Origin of the sequence: Pseudoalteromonas sp. APC 3358 (genome assembly GCF_030408075.1) — a bacterium.
GTDB lineage: Bacteria > Pseudomonadota > Gammaproteobacteria > Enterobacterales > Alteromonadaceae > Pseudoalteromonas > Pseudoalteromonas arctica.
In genome coordinates this window covers 21246-36444 of record NZ_JASDCE010000003.1, presented here as the reverse complement: position 1 = coordinate 36444, position 15199 = coordinate 21246, and the positions used below count along the sequence as shown (strand labels likewise).

The following is a 15199-nucleotide window of genomic DNA, read 5'->3' as shown; positions in this document are numbered from 1 at the left end:
ATATGATGTATATAATCTCACGCATAAGAAAAACTAATTCTAAGCTTGGTTATTATGTCAAGACGGGTACCTCCATTAAACGCATTAAAAGCCTTTGAAGCGGCTGCGCGTCATTTAAGTTTTACTAAGGCTGCAGAAGAGCTCTATGTAACGCAGGCGGCAGTAAGTCATCAAATAAAAACACTTGAAGAGCATTTAGGTTTAAAGTTGTTTTTACGTAAAAACCGCTCATTATTATTAACTGAAGAAGGCCAAGGCTATTTTTTAGATATAAAAGAGATTTTCACTCAGCTTATTGATGCAACTGAAAAGCTATTAGCCCGTGGTGCTAAGGGCTCATTAACAGTTAGTCTAACACCAAGTTTTGCTATTCAGTGGTTAGTGCCTCGTTTGAGTTTGTTTAATGAGTTACACCCAGAGATAGACGTGCGAATAAAAGCACAAGATCAAGATGAAAACTCACTGACTGATGACGTAGATATTGCTATTTACTATGGAAGAGGTCATTGGAATGGCGTACAAGCGTACAAACTTCATACCGAGTATTTAGTACCACTTTGTAGTCCTATGTTATTAAGCGGATTAAAGCCGCTTGATCAACCTAGTGATTTAGCGCATCACACCTTATTGCATGACACCACACGTAAAAACTGGAAAACGTGGATGAAAACTGCAGGCGTGCGTAACATTCAGGTAAATCAAGGACCTATATTTAGTCACTCATCAATGGTGTTACAAGCTGCAGTACATGGGCAAGGTGTGGCAATTGGTAATAGTGTATTAGCTAAACCCGACATAGATGCAGGGCGTTTGGTTATTCCGTTTAATCACAGTCTAGAAAGTAAAAATGCATATTACTTAGTGCTTCGCGAATCGCAAACAGAGCTTGGTAAAATAGTTTCGTTTAAAGAGTGGATGCTGAGCTTAGTAGAGCATGAGCAAGAACATGAGTATTAATAATGATTGAATGGTTTAAAAGCACCGCACAACCTGCAATTGCACAGTTTATATTTGCGCATGGTGCAGGTGCCGGTAGCGATTCTGACTTTATGCAACATATGGCAAAATTAATAAGCGAGCAAGGTGTTGATGTTGGTTTATTTGATTTTGAATATATGCAAATTGCTAAACAAACTAATAAACGTAGGCCTCCAGAGCGAGCGCCAAAGCTACTTACTTATTATGAGCAAGTGCTTGGTCAGGCGCAGCCAGATTTACCGTTATTTATAGGCGGTAAATCGATGGGCGGACGCATGGCATCAATGCTTGCGTGCAGCACAGAGCAAAGACTTTCGGGTGTTATTGCATTTGGTTATCCATTTCATCCGCCGGGTAAGCCAGAAAAGTTACGCACCGATCATTTTGCTGATATTGTTTGCCCTTTTTTAGTATTACAGGGCGAGCGAGATACATTTGGTACACGTGAAGAACTGCTTACTATGGAAATGCCAAAACAGCCTTTACTCACATGGCTGACTGATGGCGATCATTCATTAAAACCACGTAAAAAAAGTGGCGTAACTGAACTGCAAAATAGAGAAACAGCAGCGTTAAGTGCCGTTGAATTTATTAAGCAACAAGTAGAGATGTGTTAAGACTCGATTAGGGGATTAGATGATTAAATTATTTTTAATGGCCGGCAGTATTTTTTGTATGCTCTCGGTTATGTTAGGTGCATTTGCTGCCCATGGTTTAAAAAGCCGTTTATCGGAGTATTCATTAGGGGTTTTTAAAACAGCTGCTGAGTATCAAATGGTGCATGGCCTTGCACTTATTGCGGTGGCTATTTTAATTAAATGGGGCATAAACCTGAGTTGGGCTGGTGGCTTTTTTATAACGGGCACACTACTTTTTAGTGGCAGTTTATATTTACTCGCTCTAACAGATATGAAGTGGCTAGGGCCGATAACACCGCTTGGTGGATTGTGCTTTATTATTGGTTGGATTGTTATTTTAGTGCAAGTCGCACGATTTAAGTTTTAAAGAGTTTAAGGGTTAATATGTCTAGTGTTGTGATTTATTGTCGTAGTGGTTTTGAAAGCGATGCCGCTGCTGAAATAACGTTTCATGCTGCAGAGCAGGGTTTTGCAGGGTATGTAAAAGCAAAGCCAAATACAGGTTATGTTGTTTACGAATGTTTTGAAGCGCATCACAGCGACGAAATAATCAAAAAAGTCGATTTTAAAAATATGGTGTTCGCACGCCAATGGTTTGCCGGTACATTACTTGAAAACATGCCAGTACAGGACCGTGTAAGTGTAGTAGTTGAAGCTGCTAAAGATTTTACATTGTGCTCAGAGCTGCGCGTAGAAACGCCAGATACAAATGAAGGCAAAGAGCTTTTAACGTTCTGTAAAAAAATATCAACGCCGCTTAAAAAAGCCCTCGAAAAACAAAATACAGTACTGCGTGAGCCAAAAGCAAACCGCCCAGTAATGCATGTCATGTTTTTAACAAACAATACGGCTTACGTTGGTTACTCGTATAGCTTTAATAATTCTCCATTTTTCATGGGTATTTTACGCCTTCGTATGCCAAGCGATGCACCGAGTCGTTCAACGTTAAAACTCGACGAAGCGTTTAATGTATTTATTCCTGAGCAACAACGTGAATCACGCGTGGCAGCAGGTATGCGCAGTGTTGATTTAGGTGCATGCCCGGGTGGTTGGACTTATCAGCTTGTACGCCGTGGTATGTTTGTAAGTGCGATTGATAACGGCCCAATGAATGACGATTTAATGCAAACTGGTCAAGTTAAACATTTTAGAGCAGATGGTTTTAAATATCGCCCAGAAAAAAGAAATATTACTTGGTTAGTGTGCGATATGGTGGAAAAACCAACCAAAGTGACTACGCTAATGATTGACTGGGCAGTAAATGCATACGCAAAAGAGTTTATATTTAACTTAAAACTACCTATGAAAAAACGCTTTGATAGTGTTTATGAATGTCTTTCGATGATAAGAAAAGAGCTTGAGAAACATAGCATTAATTACGAGTTACAAGCTAAACATCTCTATCATGATCGTGAGGAAATAACCGTTCATTTAAACGTTACTAAGGTGCCACAAAATTTGTATAGTTAATATGTAGAGGCTAAAAGTGGTAAAAAACAATATTAATAAATGGCTAAGTTTACTTTTTTTATCACTTTTAATCACAGGTTGTGGCGGCGGCGGAGAAGGTAGTGATTCAACTACGCCCTCTGGTAACTCTGCGCCCAGTGTTACGCTCTCTGTTAGTAGTAACGTTATTGTCTCTAACCAATTGTTTACTATTACTGCGCTTGCAAGTGATAGTGACGGGCAAATAGCCAATTATCAATGGCAACAACTTAGTGGTCCTGAATTTACATTTATTGTTAATGGCAATACGCTTACAGCCACTGCACCGAGTGTAACCACTGACACGACCTTTAGTTTTTCAGTTACTGTTACTGATAATTCAGGTGCTACTGCACAACAAGTATTTTCAGGCACTATCACTTCTCAAAATAATGCACCTACAGTTAATATTACAGGCCCAAGTAGTGCACTTGCTAACACACAAGTAAGCTTAGTTGCTAACGCTCAAGATACAGACGGAACCATAAGCACTATTAGTTGGATTCAGTCTGCGGGAGATAATGTTGATTTTAGCCAATCAGATGGTGTACTTAGTTTTACTGCCCCTAATGTATCTGAAAATACAACGCTAGGCTTTAGCGTAACCGTAACTGATAATGCCGGTAAAAGCGCTCAAGCGAGTAAAACGGTTTTAATTAATCAAGTAAATAGCGCACCAACAGTCATTGTTACAGGCCCAGATGAAGCTGAAAAAGATGACAGTGTAACCCTAGTTGCAGATGCACAAGACAGCGATGGTAGTATTAATAGCATAACCTGGCAGCAAACAAGTGGCCCTGTAGTTGAACTTACCCAAACAGAAACAAGTATTAGCTTTAATGCGCCCACTGTTGCGCAAAATACCAATGTAACGTTTGTAGTAACTGTTACCGATGACGATAACGCTACAAATAACGCCCAGAAAATAGTTGTAATATTAGCCCCAAATAACCCACCTGCTGCCGATGATGTAAATATAAATGTGCAATATAACCAAGCCACAGAATTTAGTTTAGTGGTTAGCGACGCTGATAACGATAGCGTACAGATTGACTTTGGTGATGATTTAAATGGTGCGCAAATCAGTGTTATTGACGCTCAAGCCTTACGTTTTAGTTACACACCTCCTGCAAACAGTATCACTCCACAAAGCTATACGTTAACGGCGACTGATACAAAAGACACAACTGAATTTGTATTGAATGTTACCGTTGTTGATTCAACGCCCGCTACAATTAGTAATGTAACGCCCCAAAATAGTAATGAACCAGTATTTGTAGATAGCCCTGTTAGCATTACATTTTCAGATATTATGCTCGTGAGTACTTTAGCCGTTAACTCTAGTAGTGGTACTTGTACTGGAAGCGTACAAGTGTCAGCAGATAATTTTACTACTTGCTTGGCCTTAACTATTGAAAGTTTGTCGGGTACTACCAGCGACACAAGTACTTATTTTTATACTGTAAATTTAAGCGCAAGCTTTGATGAAGACACTCAATATATTGTTCGTGTTACAGCTGATTTAGCTAATTTTGATAGCACAACTATTTTGGCGCAAACTGCCACCTCGTTTACAACTTCTAGCCAAGATATAAAAATAACAGAGCTTTCATCTGTGCAATTTAGTAATGACTTACCTTGGATTGAACTTTATAACGGCACCGGTGCGACAGTAAATTTACAAGACTACTCTCTTAAAGCTCGCAGTATTAATATGTCTGATAGTACGTTGAGTGATGAGCAAATATTTACGCTGCCTAATAAAGAGCTTTTAAATGGCGCCTATATTATTTTACAAAGCCGCTTTGGCGATGATTTTTTAGCAATTGCATCATTAAATAACACTAAGCTTGTGCTTGTTGGTAGCGCGAATGACCAAATTAGGCCTTATTGGTACATAAATGGTTTTGCAGAATTACTTAATAGTGCGGGTACACAAACTATCGACTTTGTTAAGTTTGGAAATTCAACCCAAGAGCCTGTAACAGCCTCGCAGTGGCAAGGCGAAAATGCTGCACAAATACCGCCAGAGCAGGGCGCCAGCTTAAAGCGTACGCTCGGCGCAACCGATACTAACCAAAATACAGACTGGAACTACTCAGTATTCAATACTCCGGCAGGGCCTAATGATATAACTTGCTCAATAGATGATGATGAAGACGGTATTCCAGATTGCGCAGAGGTAGAGGGGGCAACATTTGGTGGGCTGCCTTTGTATGAATGGGGAGCGCGTACTTCACAAAAAGATATATTTATTGAAATAGATTATATGGATAGTAGTGATGTTGGAATAACGCCTCATCGAACTGCACTTGAAAAAATTGTTAGTGTATTTGCAAGTAAAGGCTATACCGTTCATTTTGATGTAGGTGACTTATTTGATCAAAATAGCGATATTGCGCCGCAAAACTTTGATTTAGGTGGCGGAAATGTTGTCCCTTTTAATAGTTATACTCCGTTTGAGTACGATTTAAGTAGCCCTAATTTGTTTGCTTATAAAATGGAATATACCGATATAACCCGCAGACCCATCTTTCATTACTTATTAATGGCAAGTAGTGGAAATGAAGATGGCAGTATTAGTGGGTCGGGTATTGCTGAGATCAGCGGTAATGATTTAATGGTAACTATGGGCGGCTGGGGCTTAACGCTCGATACGCAAATAGTAACCAATGTAACTTATAATTATCAAGCATCAACTATCTTTCATGAGCTAGGCCATAACTTAGGCTTATACCATGGTGGCGATGAAGAGGTTAACTTTAAGCCTAATCATTTAAGCTCTATGAATTATTTATATCAATTAGCGGGTTTATCAACAATAGGTAATAACGAAGGCGATCGTTATTATGAGCGTTTTTATCCCGGCAATGCTAGCTGCGATATTACACCAAATACTAATAGTCATTTAGGCTCTACAGATGATTTTATTATTGATTATTCAAGTGGTAGTTCAGCAGATTTAAATGAGAGCACAATACTTGAAGCACAGGGGCTAAATCGAAATGGCTCACTACCTGTTGATTTTAACTGTAATGCAATTAACACCGAAAGCTTAACCAGCTTTGATACTAACCAAGATAATACAATATCAATACTTAGTGATGTAAATGAGTGGAGCATGCTTAATTTGCAGTTTTATATGCAAAGTGCAGGTAATCGATTTGGCGTGCCAAATACTAATAATAGTAAGGTGTATAATTTACAAAGCTCACCTACTAATATTGAAACGCTGCCCAGTTATATAAAAGAAGCGCAGCCAAGTAGTGCAATTATTGCTGAGTTAAAAGCAATTAAAGAGCATTAATATGAAACTAGGGTTAAGTATTAAGTTTATTGTTTGTAGTAGTTTTTTAAGCTTACTAATAGCGTGTAGCGATACTAACAATGCACGTGAATGGTTACTAAAAAATGACAATTTATATTACAAAAATATAGCTATTGACTGGCGAGTTGAATCAGTAAAGGGCTGTAAGACATGCGTTATAAACCAAGATGTTGTTTATCAGCCTGAAGGCATTAGTAGTTATAATACGTTAATGCAGAGTCAAAATTGGGTGGCGGTACATGAGTTAAGTAAAATCAATGTTATCCGTTTAAAGATGCCAGACCAAACACCTTACTTATTCGTAGAGCGTATAAAAGGGCGAACACTAAAGCTGTTTGATCAGCAGCAAAACTACAGTATAAAAATTGGTGAAGTTACAGCCGTTAATTTTAACAATCAGCGCTTTAGTATTTTGATTAAAAAATTTGAAGAAGTAGATAAACAAAGTGTCGCATTACCAAGGCGTGCATCGCTTGAGTTTATTGCTTTAAAAATAGATTAAAAATAGATTAAAAAAGCACCTTAGGTGCTTTTTTATCTCGGGTGCGGTGACCTTTGAATATTGAAAAATCAGCAACCTCTTAATTAACTACGGTATTTTGGTCGATAATTATCTACCCACAAACGTGTTGCACCACACACAGCTACAGGCATAACTATTAAGTTTACAAAGGGTATAGCCGTTAATAACATAACAGCAAAACCAAACCCGTATGATAAACCTTGCTTAGATTTTAAATCGTCTTTCATCTGCTTAAAGCCAATTTTATGGTTATCAAACGCATAGTCTTCATACTGCACCGCGTACATCCAACAGGTAAACAAAACCCATAGTATTTGTCCAATGACAGGTAAAACCCAAAGTAGTATGAAAAAACCAATAGCGCGAGGAAGGTAATAGCACAACTTCGTCCACTCACGGGCAAGCATTCTAGGTACATCTTTAACTAATTCGGAAAAACCATCATCGTTAATTTTTTGACCCGTTAAATAAAGCTCAACTTTTTCGCTTAATAAAGCATTGAATGGGGCTGCAATAAAATTAGTGATTATAGTAAATAGCATACTGTAGCTAAATAATACGACTAATACAGCAATTGGCCACATTAGCCACTCAAGCCAGCTTAACCATTCTGGTAGCATGTTACTGATGTAGCTAAAGCTATCACTTAGCCATCCAAATAAGAAAAACAACGAACTACCAAATAGCAGAACATTAATTAAAAGCGGGATAAGTACAAAGCGCTTTAACCCTTTTTGGCTAATTAATTTAAATCCCGAAAAAAAATATTCCATACCTTGTGTGATCTGCACTGTAACCTCAAAAAATATTTACCATTAGTTATAGTATAAATAGCTTAATAATTTTGAACAGTAATTTTAAGTAACAAAGTGTTAGCTTTAATGTTGCGGTTTTGGTTATATAGTAACTACAGGTGTTTAGTAATATGCAATTATGATTAATCAATGTAGACCCGGTTAGTTTTTTATTAATAAAAGAATGAACTTACTAATCATGACTATACTGAACTTTACTACGTAGAAAAAAAGCATCTGCCAGAGGCTTTTTGTTGTATCAATATGTATAAATAATGCGAGTAAGTGAAAATGGGTACGGATAGGTTAAAAAAGTTATTATCTCACCAGCAAGGCATTTTATCTAAAATTGCATTAGGGGCACCTTTAAATGAGGTGCTTACTGAAATTTGTTTATCGATAGAACAAATTATGGATGATGAGTCTGCTAGATGCTCCATTTTATCAGTTAAAGGCCAGCAGCTTTTTCATTGCGCAGCCCCTAATATTCACCCAGAGTACTGTAGTTTGCTTAATGGAGTTCACATAGGGCCAAAAGTAGGTTCATGTGGTACTGCAGCATTTTCGAAATCGCGCATAATTGTAGAAAATATTGAAACCTCACCGCTTTGGGAGGACTTTAAAGATTTAGCGCTAAAATTTGATCTTAAGTCATGTTGGTCAACACCTATTTTTTCAACTCAAGCTGATTTGTTAGGCACCTTTGCTATTTATCACAGCACCCCTAAAGCCCCATCAGAGCAAGATTTAGAATTAATAGATTTTTTTGTGCACTTTTCAAGTATTGCTCTTGAGAAAAGTAACGAATTTGAGAAGGCAAAACAGCTTGTCTTTAATTTACAGCACAGTAATGAAAAATTTAAAGCCTTCACCAAAGTAATGCCCGATCTCATCCTTATTTTAAGTGAGGATGGCACATATACCGATGTTTATGGTACCTCTAATGAGTTACTGCTTGATTCGACCACGGATCTTATTGGCGAAAATGTTAAAGACCTACTTCCTCAAAAAGATGCGAAGATGATAATGGATGTCATCGAAACAACACTCTCGACTAACGAGATGCAAATATTTGAATATGAATTAAATGTTCCCAAAGGGGGCATAGTTTTTGAGGGACGAGCTGCCGCTTTAGATCATTACAATCCCAGTAGTCCTACAAAAAGACATGTAGTGTGGATGGCCAGAGATATTTCAATAAAGAAAAAGGCTGAGCAAGAAGTTCATAAGCTCGCATTTTACGATCCATTAACGAATCTTCCAAATAGAAGGATGCTTAGCGACAAATTAAGCCGATGTGTAGAGAGTGTTAAGCGTAACAAAAATATAGGGGCATTATTATTTTTAGACCTAGATAACTTTAAGCGTATTAATGATTCACTTGGGCACAGTGCGGGTGATGAAGTACTTGTGGAATTATCAAAAAGGTTAAGCGCAATAATAAAAGGCTCAGATACACTGGCCAGAGCGGGTGGTGATGAATTTATTATTTTGCTTAAACACATAGGGCAAAATACAAAGCAGGCAATTCTAGAATGTAAAGCCGTTGCTAAAGAAATTCAAAGAGCTTTTCATGATAAGTTTGAAGTGGGCAACCTTGCATTTCAAGTAAGCTGTAGCATCGGCATTTGCCTAATTGATAGCGTAAACGCACAGGCTGACAATATATTAAAATTTGCAGATACTGCTATGTATTGTTCTAAAAATAAAGGGGGTAATAGCAGCAGCTTTTACGACCCAGCCTTGCAAACACTACTTGAAAAGCAAACAGAGCTAGAAACCGACATAGTGAGAGCAATTGCGTCTAATGAGTTTTGTGCTTACTTTCAGCCACAAGTTAATACGCAGGGTGATGTTGTTGGTGCTGAAGCACTTATTAGGTGGAACCATCCTCAAAGAGGGCTGATAACAGCAAACGAATTTATACCTATTGCAGAGCAATACGGACTTATTCAAAAACTACAAAATATTGTTTTGCATGATATATGTATTTTAATTAATGAGCTTAAAGCAAGCGCTATCATTGACGACTCGTTTAGTGTTTCAATTAATATTAGTCAAAGTCAGTTCAATTCATCAAATTTAAAAGGTGAGCTGTTCAACACTATCAATGAATTTGATATTCGAGCATCACAAATTAAGTTAGAAATAACCGAGTCAATGCTCTCTAGTGATATAGATTATACAATTAGGCAAATGAAAGAGCTCATTGCGGCTGGCTTTTTATTTTCGATTGACGATTTTGGAACTGGATACTCTTGCTTAGCTTACTTAAGTGCGTTTCCTGTTAAAGAATTAAAAATAGATAAAAGCTTTATTGATAAAATTTTAGATAATGAGATTGGCTTTAATATCGCGCAAACAATTATCAGTTTAGGAAAAAGCTTAAACTTAGTGGTCGTTGCAGAAGGCGTAGAAACAACAGAGCAGTATGACTTACTTAAAAAAATGAATATTGACACTATGCAAGGCTACTTAGTTGCAAAGCCGATGGATAAAGAACGTTATTTAAAATGGCATAGTGCTAATAGCAATCCGCAATAATACTTAATCAATTAGAGGGATTAAATCTGGCGGTAACTGTGTTAAAAAATTCTGCCTTGTTATCGACACGATTTTCTTATCTCAAAATAGATCACTTAATTAAGCAAATTGGTACGAAATGCTCTCAGAGCTTAATTACTTAAAGGCCAATGTTTAATAATTGGTAATAACCTAACAAAAACTTCCCATATGCAAGGTCATTTTACTTTTTCTAGCTGCTAAAATTCTTCAAACTATATGCTAAATAAGGACTAAAGATTTTTTGGTTAAACAATGCTAAGCTATGCCCGCTTGAATATATTATTTAAAGCTTAATAAACTTATAACAATGAATGGAAGCTTTATGCAGTTAGTCGATTTGAACCCTAATGATCCCGATGTAGTAAATGTATTTGACGATATAGACCGACTTATAAATTCTTTATACCCTGTTGCTACAGCGCAGTCTTTGGAGTTAAACGAATTAACCTTACCTAATGTGTATGCTATTGGTTTAAAAACTGATGAAGGTATTATTGCCTGTGGTGCGATTGTAGAGAAATTTGATACTCAGCCTTATGGCGAAATAAGACGTTTATATGTAAAACCAAGTCATCGTGGTAAAGGGCTATCAAGACGTATTATGCAGATTTTATTACATCAAGCTGGCGAAAAGCAAATCCCGTTAATACGTTTAGAAACAGGTCCAAAACAAATAAAATCAATCAATTTATATGAAAACTTAGGCTTTAAACGCTGTAGCAGTTTTGGCTCATATGTAGATAATCCACAAAGTGTATTTATGGAGTTAGGGCTTAGCCAATAAGCTTATTAACGCTACGACATGTTAAAGCTTAATGTGTCGTAAATATCTGGCCTCATTATTACCTTGTAATAAAAGTCATACTCAAGCTATTAACTATAAAAGCAGCTTTTATAGTGATGAAAAAAATACTTCACTGTTTTTAACACCTGTCTTCGTATAAAATCTGCCTCGATAATTAGTGACTAACTTACAAAGCGAGAATTTTTATCTTTTCTAAAAGTAGCAATAAACAAATGAGCGAAATAACAGTAGTAACCCACAATGGTAATTTTCATGCAGATGACGTTTTTAGTATTGCGGTACTTAAACATGTTTTGCCAACGTTTAAACTGGTACGTACTCGCGATAAAGCGCTTATAGAAAGTGCCGACTTTGTAATTGATGTAGGTGGCGAATACGATCCTGAAACTAATCGCTTTGATCATCACCAACGCGGTGGTGCAGGCGAGCGAGAAAATGGCATTCCTTTTTCATCATTTGGTTTAGTGTGGAAAAAATACGGCTTAGCGCTGTGTGATGATAACCAAGCCGTGGCTGATAGAGTGGATTCAGGCTTAGTTTCAACCATTGATGCCATTGATTGTGGTCATGTTGAAGGTGTATCAAAGGGAATAAGCTTGAGCCAAACAATCTCAATGTTTAACCCTACGTGGGAAGAAGAGAGTAACTTTGATACCTGTTTTGATGAAGCTGTTGAATTTGCAGCTCGCATGCTCATTCGTTTTATCGCCTCAGCTCACGGTAGTGTAAATGCAAAGGCGATTGTTGCTAAAGCAATTGAAAATGCAGAAGATGCCAGAGTTATAGTGCTTGAAAAATACACACCGTGGAAAAAAACAGTGCATATCTTATCAAGCGATGCGCTATACATGGTTTACCCATCGCATTCTGGGCAATGGATATTACAAACAGTACCCGTTGAGCCTGGCTCGTTTGAAGATAGAAAACCGCTTCCTAAAGCATGGTCAGGTTTATCTGATCAAGCGTTTGTAGATGAAACCGGTATTGATGACGCTGTGTTCTGTCACAATGGCTTATTTATAGCGGGCACTAAGTCGTTTGAAAGCACAATGAAGCTTGCCACCATGGCGCTTAGCGAATAACAACGCAGATTCATAACGAATACTAAGCATAACAATTTATATAGATTGTTATGCTTGTTATCTTAGCGTGGAGCATTATGTTTGAACTAAAAACAATCGCACTTTTTACTATTACAGCCTTAGCTGAAATAGTGGGTTGTTATTTGCCTTACCTTTGGCTTAAGCAAGATAAAAGCATTTTACTTTTAATTCCAGCGGCTTTAAGTTTGGCACTATTTGCATGGTTGCTATCTTTACATCCTACTGCAGCAGGGCGCGTGTATGCAGCTTATGGCGGCGTATATATTTGTGTTGCGCTGTTATGGTTATGGGTTGTTGATGGCGTAAAGCTTACTATGTGGGATATTATCGGTGGTTTAGTTGCACTGCTAGGTATGGCAATAATTATGTTCGCACCAAAAAGTGCATAGCTGGCTCATACCCAATAAATAAAAAGCGCCTATTTATAGGGGGAACCACATATAGACTCTGCCTTGGCTAAAAACTAAATGCACAGCTGCAATTTCTACCTCCAAAGATAAACACGCCCTAGTGCTATTTAAAGCCCTACCTCGATTATTTTCAAACTGCCAATAAAATATAACAACTTCAGTACGACGGGTAGTACCTAACGCTACATATGTGCCAAGCAACTATTGAAGCTGGTGGATGTTATGCTGAGCGTTTTAGAAGTGCAAATTATATTCAATTTAAAAAATGCATAGGTATTACTTAAACACAGCACGCTGGCTAAACTGTGAGTAATTGAGGTGTTGAGAACGCCTTGCTCTAATCCATCAAAAGTAAATTCTGTAAACAAAATAACTCAAGATTAATTTTAGTGAATGAGCTAACTCATTTTTGCTAATAAAATTTATAATGAGTCATTTAAAAACAGCCATTTTTTACAGCTTTTCTTATCTTTAATAATCATCAAAGTCCTATTTTATATACGCTAGAGAGCAATACGTGATTGGTCGTTTTATCAACATTAAAAATCACTCGTTACGAGTAAAAATACTTGTTGGACTTGAATGTCTATTTTTCTTTTAATGCGCGGCACTAGCCGAGTCGGCATTAATTAAATAAAAGAGAAAGATAAATGAAAGAAACAACATCACTAGAACAAGCTCGTACGAGCTACAATGTTCGTCATTGGAGCCAAGGTTTTTTTGGTATTAATGATCAAGGTGATGTGTATGTTGCGCCCAAGGCTCATGCACCAGAGCAAACTATTGCATTAACAGATATCGCAAAGCAACTACAAGATAAAGGTTTAAGCTTACCTGCTTTAGTTCGTTTTCCGCAAATTTTACACCATCGTGTACACAGCTTATGCGGCGCATTTAATACTGCGATTGAAAACTATGGTTACCCTAAAGACTACTTATTAGTTTACCCAATAAAAGTAAACCAACAACGTGAAGTGGTTGAAGAAATAGTAGCAAGCCAAGCACAAGTAGAAAAAAAGCAACTTGGTTTAGAAGCAGGCAGCAAGCCTGAACTACTTACAGTACTAGCACTAGCTGAAAAAACCAGCGCCGTTATTGTATGTAATGGCTACAAAGATAAAGAATACGTACGTTTAGCACTTATTGGCGAAAAGCTAGGTCATAAAGTGTATATCGTACTTGAAAAGCTTTCTGAGCTAGACATGGTGCTTAGCCAAGCAAAAGAGCTTAACGTAAAACCACGCATTGGTATTCGTGTACGTTTAGCGTCGCAAGGTAAAGGTAAATGGCAAGCGAGTGGCGGCGAAAAATCAAAATTTGGTTTATCTGCATCGCAAGTTTTACACGTAGTTAATCGTTTAAAAGACGCAAACCAGCTTGATTTACTTCAGCTAGTACATTTTCATTTAGGCTCACAAATGGCGAACATTCGTGACGTACGTTTAGGTGTAAGCGAAGCGGCGCGTTTTTACTGTGAGCTACGTAAATTAGGCGCAGAAATTGATTGCCTTGATGTAGGTGGCGGTTTGGCTGTTGATTACGACGGCACACGTAGCCAGTCGCATAACTCTATGAATTACAGCTTAGCTGAATATGCAAATAACATTGTGTACACCATTGGTGATACATGTAAGCAATATGAGCAACCAATGCCGACTATTATTTCTGAGTCGGGTCGTGCGCTTACAGCGCATCATGCTGTGCTTATTTCTAATGTTATTGGTACTGAAAGTTACACGCCAGAAGAGTTAGTAGCGCCAGCGGCAGATGCACCACTTTTATTAAAAAACATGTGGGCATCGTTTGTACAATTAACTGATTTAACGGATGACCGTGCATTAATTGAAATTTATCACGACAGCCAAGGTGATTTAGCTGAAGCACATAACCAGTTTGCACTCGGTTTATTAGACTTATCGCAGCGTGCGTGGGCTGAACAAATTAATATTCGTATTTGTTATGAACTTAACAAGCACATGGATAACAAAAACCGTTTTCATCGTCCTATTATTGACGAGTTAAACGTACGTTTAGCCGATAAGTTTTTTGTAAACTTCTCGTTATTTCAATCGCTTCCAGATGCATGGGGCATTGATCAAGTGTTTCCGGTATTGCCATTAAGTGGCTTAACTGAAGCACCAAAAAAACGTGCTGTATTACTTGATATAACCTGTGATTCAGATGGCGCACTTGAGCATTACGTAGATGGACAAGGCATTGAAAGCACATTACCTGTACCAGAGTTTAGTGCCGATAGACCTTATTTAATGGGCTTTTTCTTGGTGGGTGCTTATCAAGAAATTTTAGGTGACATGCATAACTTGTTTGGCGATACGCACAGCGCAATTGTTAATATGGATGAGCAAGGCGTTGCAAGTATTACCGAGATAAACCAAGGCGACACTGTTGCCGATATGATGCGCTATGTACATTTAGATGTTGAAAGTTTTCAGCAATCATACGAGCAGTTAGTAAGCACTAAAATTGAAAAACACGAACAGCAAAGCGTTTTAGACGAGTTGCAAAGCGGCCTTGATGGCTACACTTATTTAGAAGAGTTATAAGCA

12 protein-coding genes are annotated in these 15199 nt (G+C 37.7%); 11 read left to right on the top strand and 1 reads right to left on the bottom strand.

Going from position 1 to position 15199, the window contains the following annotated elements; translation table 11 throughout:
• Positions 1-54 precede the first annotated feature (54 nt).
• From QL995_RS05245 to QL995_RS05220, 6 genes are read left to right on the top strand one after another with little or no spacing between them, the layout of a single operon-like run.
• A complete protein-coding gene (locus tag QL995_RS05245) occupies positions 55-957 on the top strand; it encodes a transcriptional regulator GcvA (RefSeq protein WP_002958561.1) in 903 nt (300 codons plus the stop codon).
• Between the two features lie 2 nt (positions 958-959).
• A complete protein-coding gene (locus QL995_RS05240) occupies positions 960-1595 on the top strand; it encodes an alpha/beta family hydrolase (protein WP_165725707.1) in 636 nt (211 codons plus the stop codon).
• Positions 1596-1614: 19 nt separating this feature from the next.
• Positions 1615-1983, top strand: coding sequence for a DUF423 domain-containing protein (locus tag QL995_RS05235; protein ID WP_007583972.1), 369 nt, complete (start codon positions 1615-1617; stop codon positions 1981-1983).
• Positions 1984-2000: 17 nt separating this feature from the next.
• Entirely contained in the window at positions 2001-3086 is a 1086-nt protein-coding gene (gene rlmM, locus QL995_RS05230) for a 23S rRNA (cytidine(2498)-2'-O)-methyltransferase RlmM (protein ID WP_290293513.1), read from the top strand.
• Positions 3087-3102: 16 nt separating this feature from the next.
• On the top strand, positions 3103-6411 hold the full coding sequence (locus QL995_RS05225; RefSeq protein ID WP_290293510.1) for a hypothetical protein: 3309 nt from the start codon (positions 3103-3105) through the stop codon (positions 6409-6411).
• A gap of 1 nt (position 6412) precedes the next feature.
• Positions 6413-6934 (top strand): hypothetical protein, encoded by a 522-nt coding sequence (locus tag QL995_RS05220; protein ID WP_197112243.1) that lies wholly within the window; start codon positions 6413-6415, stop codon positions 6932-6934.
• 83 nt (positions 6935-7017) lie between these two features.
• Here QL995_RS05220 and cysZ read toward each other — a convergent pair whose 3' ends face one another.
• Positions 7018-7746: a sulfate transporter CysZ gene (gene cysZ / locus QL995_RS05215; RefSeq protein WP_024591607.1), complete on the bottom strand. Its 729-nt coding sequence runs from the start codon at positions 7744-7746 to the stop codon at positions 7018-7020.
• A 294-nt stretch (positions 7747-8040) separates the two neighbouring features.
• Between cysZ and QL995_RS05210 the strand changes: the two genes are divergently transcribed.
• The 5 genes from QL995_RS05210 (at position 8041) to speA (ending at position 15196) form a co-directional block, all read left to right on the top strand.
• Complete coding sequence (locus QL995_RS05210) at positions 8041-10293, top strand: EAL domain-containing protein (RefSeq protein WP_290293848.1); 2253 nt, start codon at positions 8041-8043, stop codon at positions 10291-10293.
• 343 nt (positions 10294-10636) lie between these two features.
• Positions 10637-11098, top strand: a complete 462-nt coding sequence (locus QL995_RS05205) for a GNAT family N-acetyltransferase (RefSeq protein ID WP_007583982.1) — start codon at positions 10637-10639, stop codon at positions 11096-11098.
• Between the two features lie 233 nt (positions 11099-11331).
• The gene (locus QL995_RS05200; protein ID WP_007583983.1) at positions 11332-12201 is read left to right on the top strand and encodes an MYG1 family protein; all 870 of its coding nucleotides are present in this window, start codon (positions 11332-11334) and stop codon (positions 12199-12201) included.
• A gap of 77 nt (positions 12202-12278) precedes the next feature.
• Positions 12279-12611, top strand: coding sequence for a YnfA family protein (locus QL995_RS05195; RefSeq protein WP_007378102.1), 333 nt, complete (start codon positions 12279-12281; stop codon positions 12609-12611).
• A gap of 671 nt (positions 12612-13282) precedes the next feature.
• Positions 13283-15196: a biosynthetic arginine decarboxylase gene (gene speA, locus QL995_RS05190; protein ID WP_290293500.1), complete on the top strand. Its 1914-nt coding sequence runs from the start codon at positions 13283-13285 to the stop codon at positions 15194-15196.
• The last annotated feature ends 3 nt before the right edge of the window (positions 15197-15199 follow it).

What these genes read in the sequence shown, in the direction of transcription:
- QL995_RS05195 (WP_007378102.1), top strand. Translation starts at nt 12,279, where the DNA reads ATGTTTGAACTAAAAACAATCGCACTTTTTACTATTACAGCCTTAGCT.
- QL995_RS05240 (WP_165725707.1), top strand. Translation starts at nt 960, where the DNA reads ATGATTGAATGGTTTAAAAGCACCGCACAACCTGCAATTGCACAGTTT.
- QL995_RS05205 (WP_007583982.1), top strand. Translation starts at nt 10,637, where the DNA reads ATGCAGTTAGTCGATTTGAACCCTAATGATCCCGATGTAGTAAATGTA.
- speA (WP_290293500.1), top strand. Translation starts at nt 13,283, where the DNA reads ATGAAAGAAACAACATCACTAGAACAAGCTCGTACGAGCTACAATGTT.
- QL995_RS05210 (WP_290293848.1), top strand. Translation starts at nt 8,041, where the DNA reads ATGGGTACGGATAGGTTAAAAAAGTTATTATCTCACCAGCAAGGCATT.
- QL995_RS05220 (WP_197112243.1), top strand. Translation starts at nt 6,413, where the DNA reads ATGAAACTAGGGTTAAGTATTAAGTTTATTGTTTGTAGTAGTTTTTTA.
- QL995_RS05235 (WP_007583972.1), top strand. Translation starts at nt 1,615, where the DNA reads ATGATTAAATTATTTTTAATGGCCGGCAGTATTTTTTGTATGCTCTCG.
- rlmM (WP_290293513.1), top strand. Translation starts at nt 2,001, where the DNA reads ATGTCTAGTGTTGTGATTTATTGTCGTAGTGGTTTTGAAAGCGATGCC.
- QL995_RS05245 (WP_002958561.1), top strand. Translation starts at nt 55, where the DNA reads ATGTCAAGACGGGTACCTCCATTAAACGCATTAAAAGCCTTTGAAGCG.
- QL995_RS05200 (WP_007583983.1), top strand. Translation starts at nt 11,332, where the DNA reads ATGAGCGAAATAACAGTAGTAACCCACAATGGTAATTTTCATGCAGAT.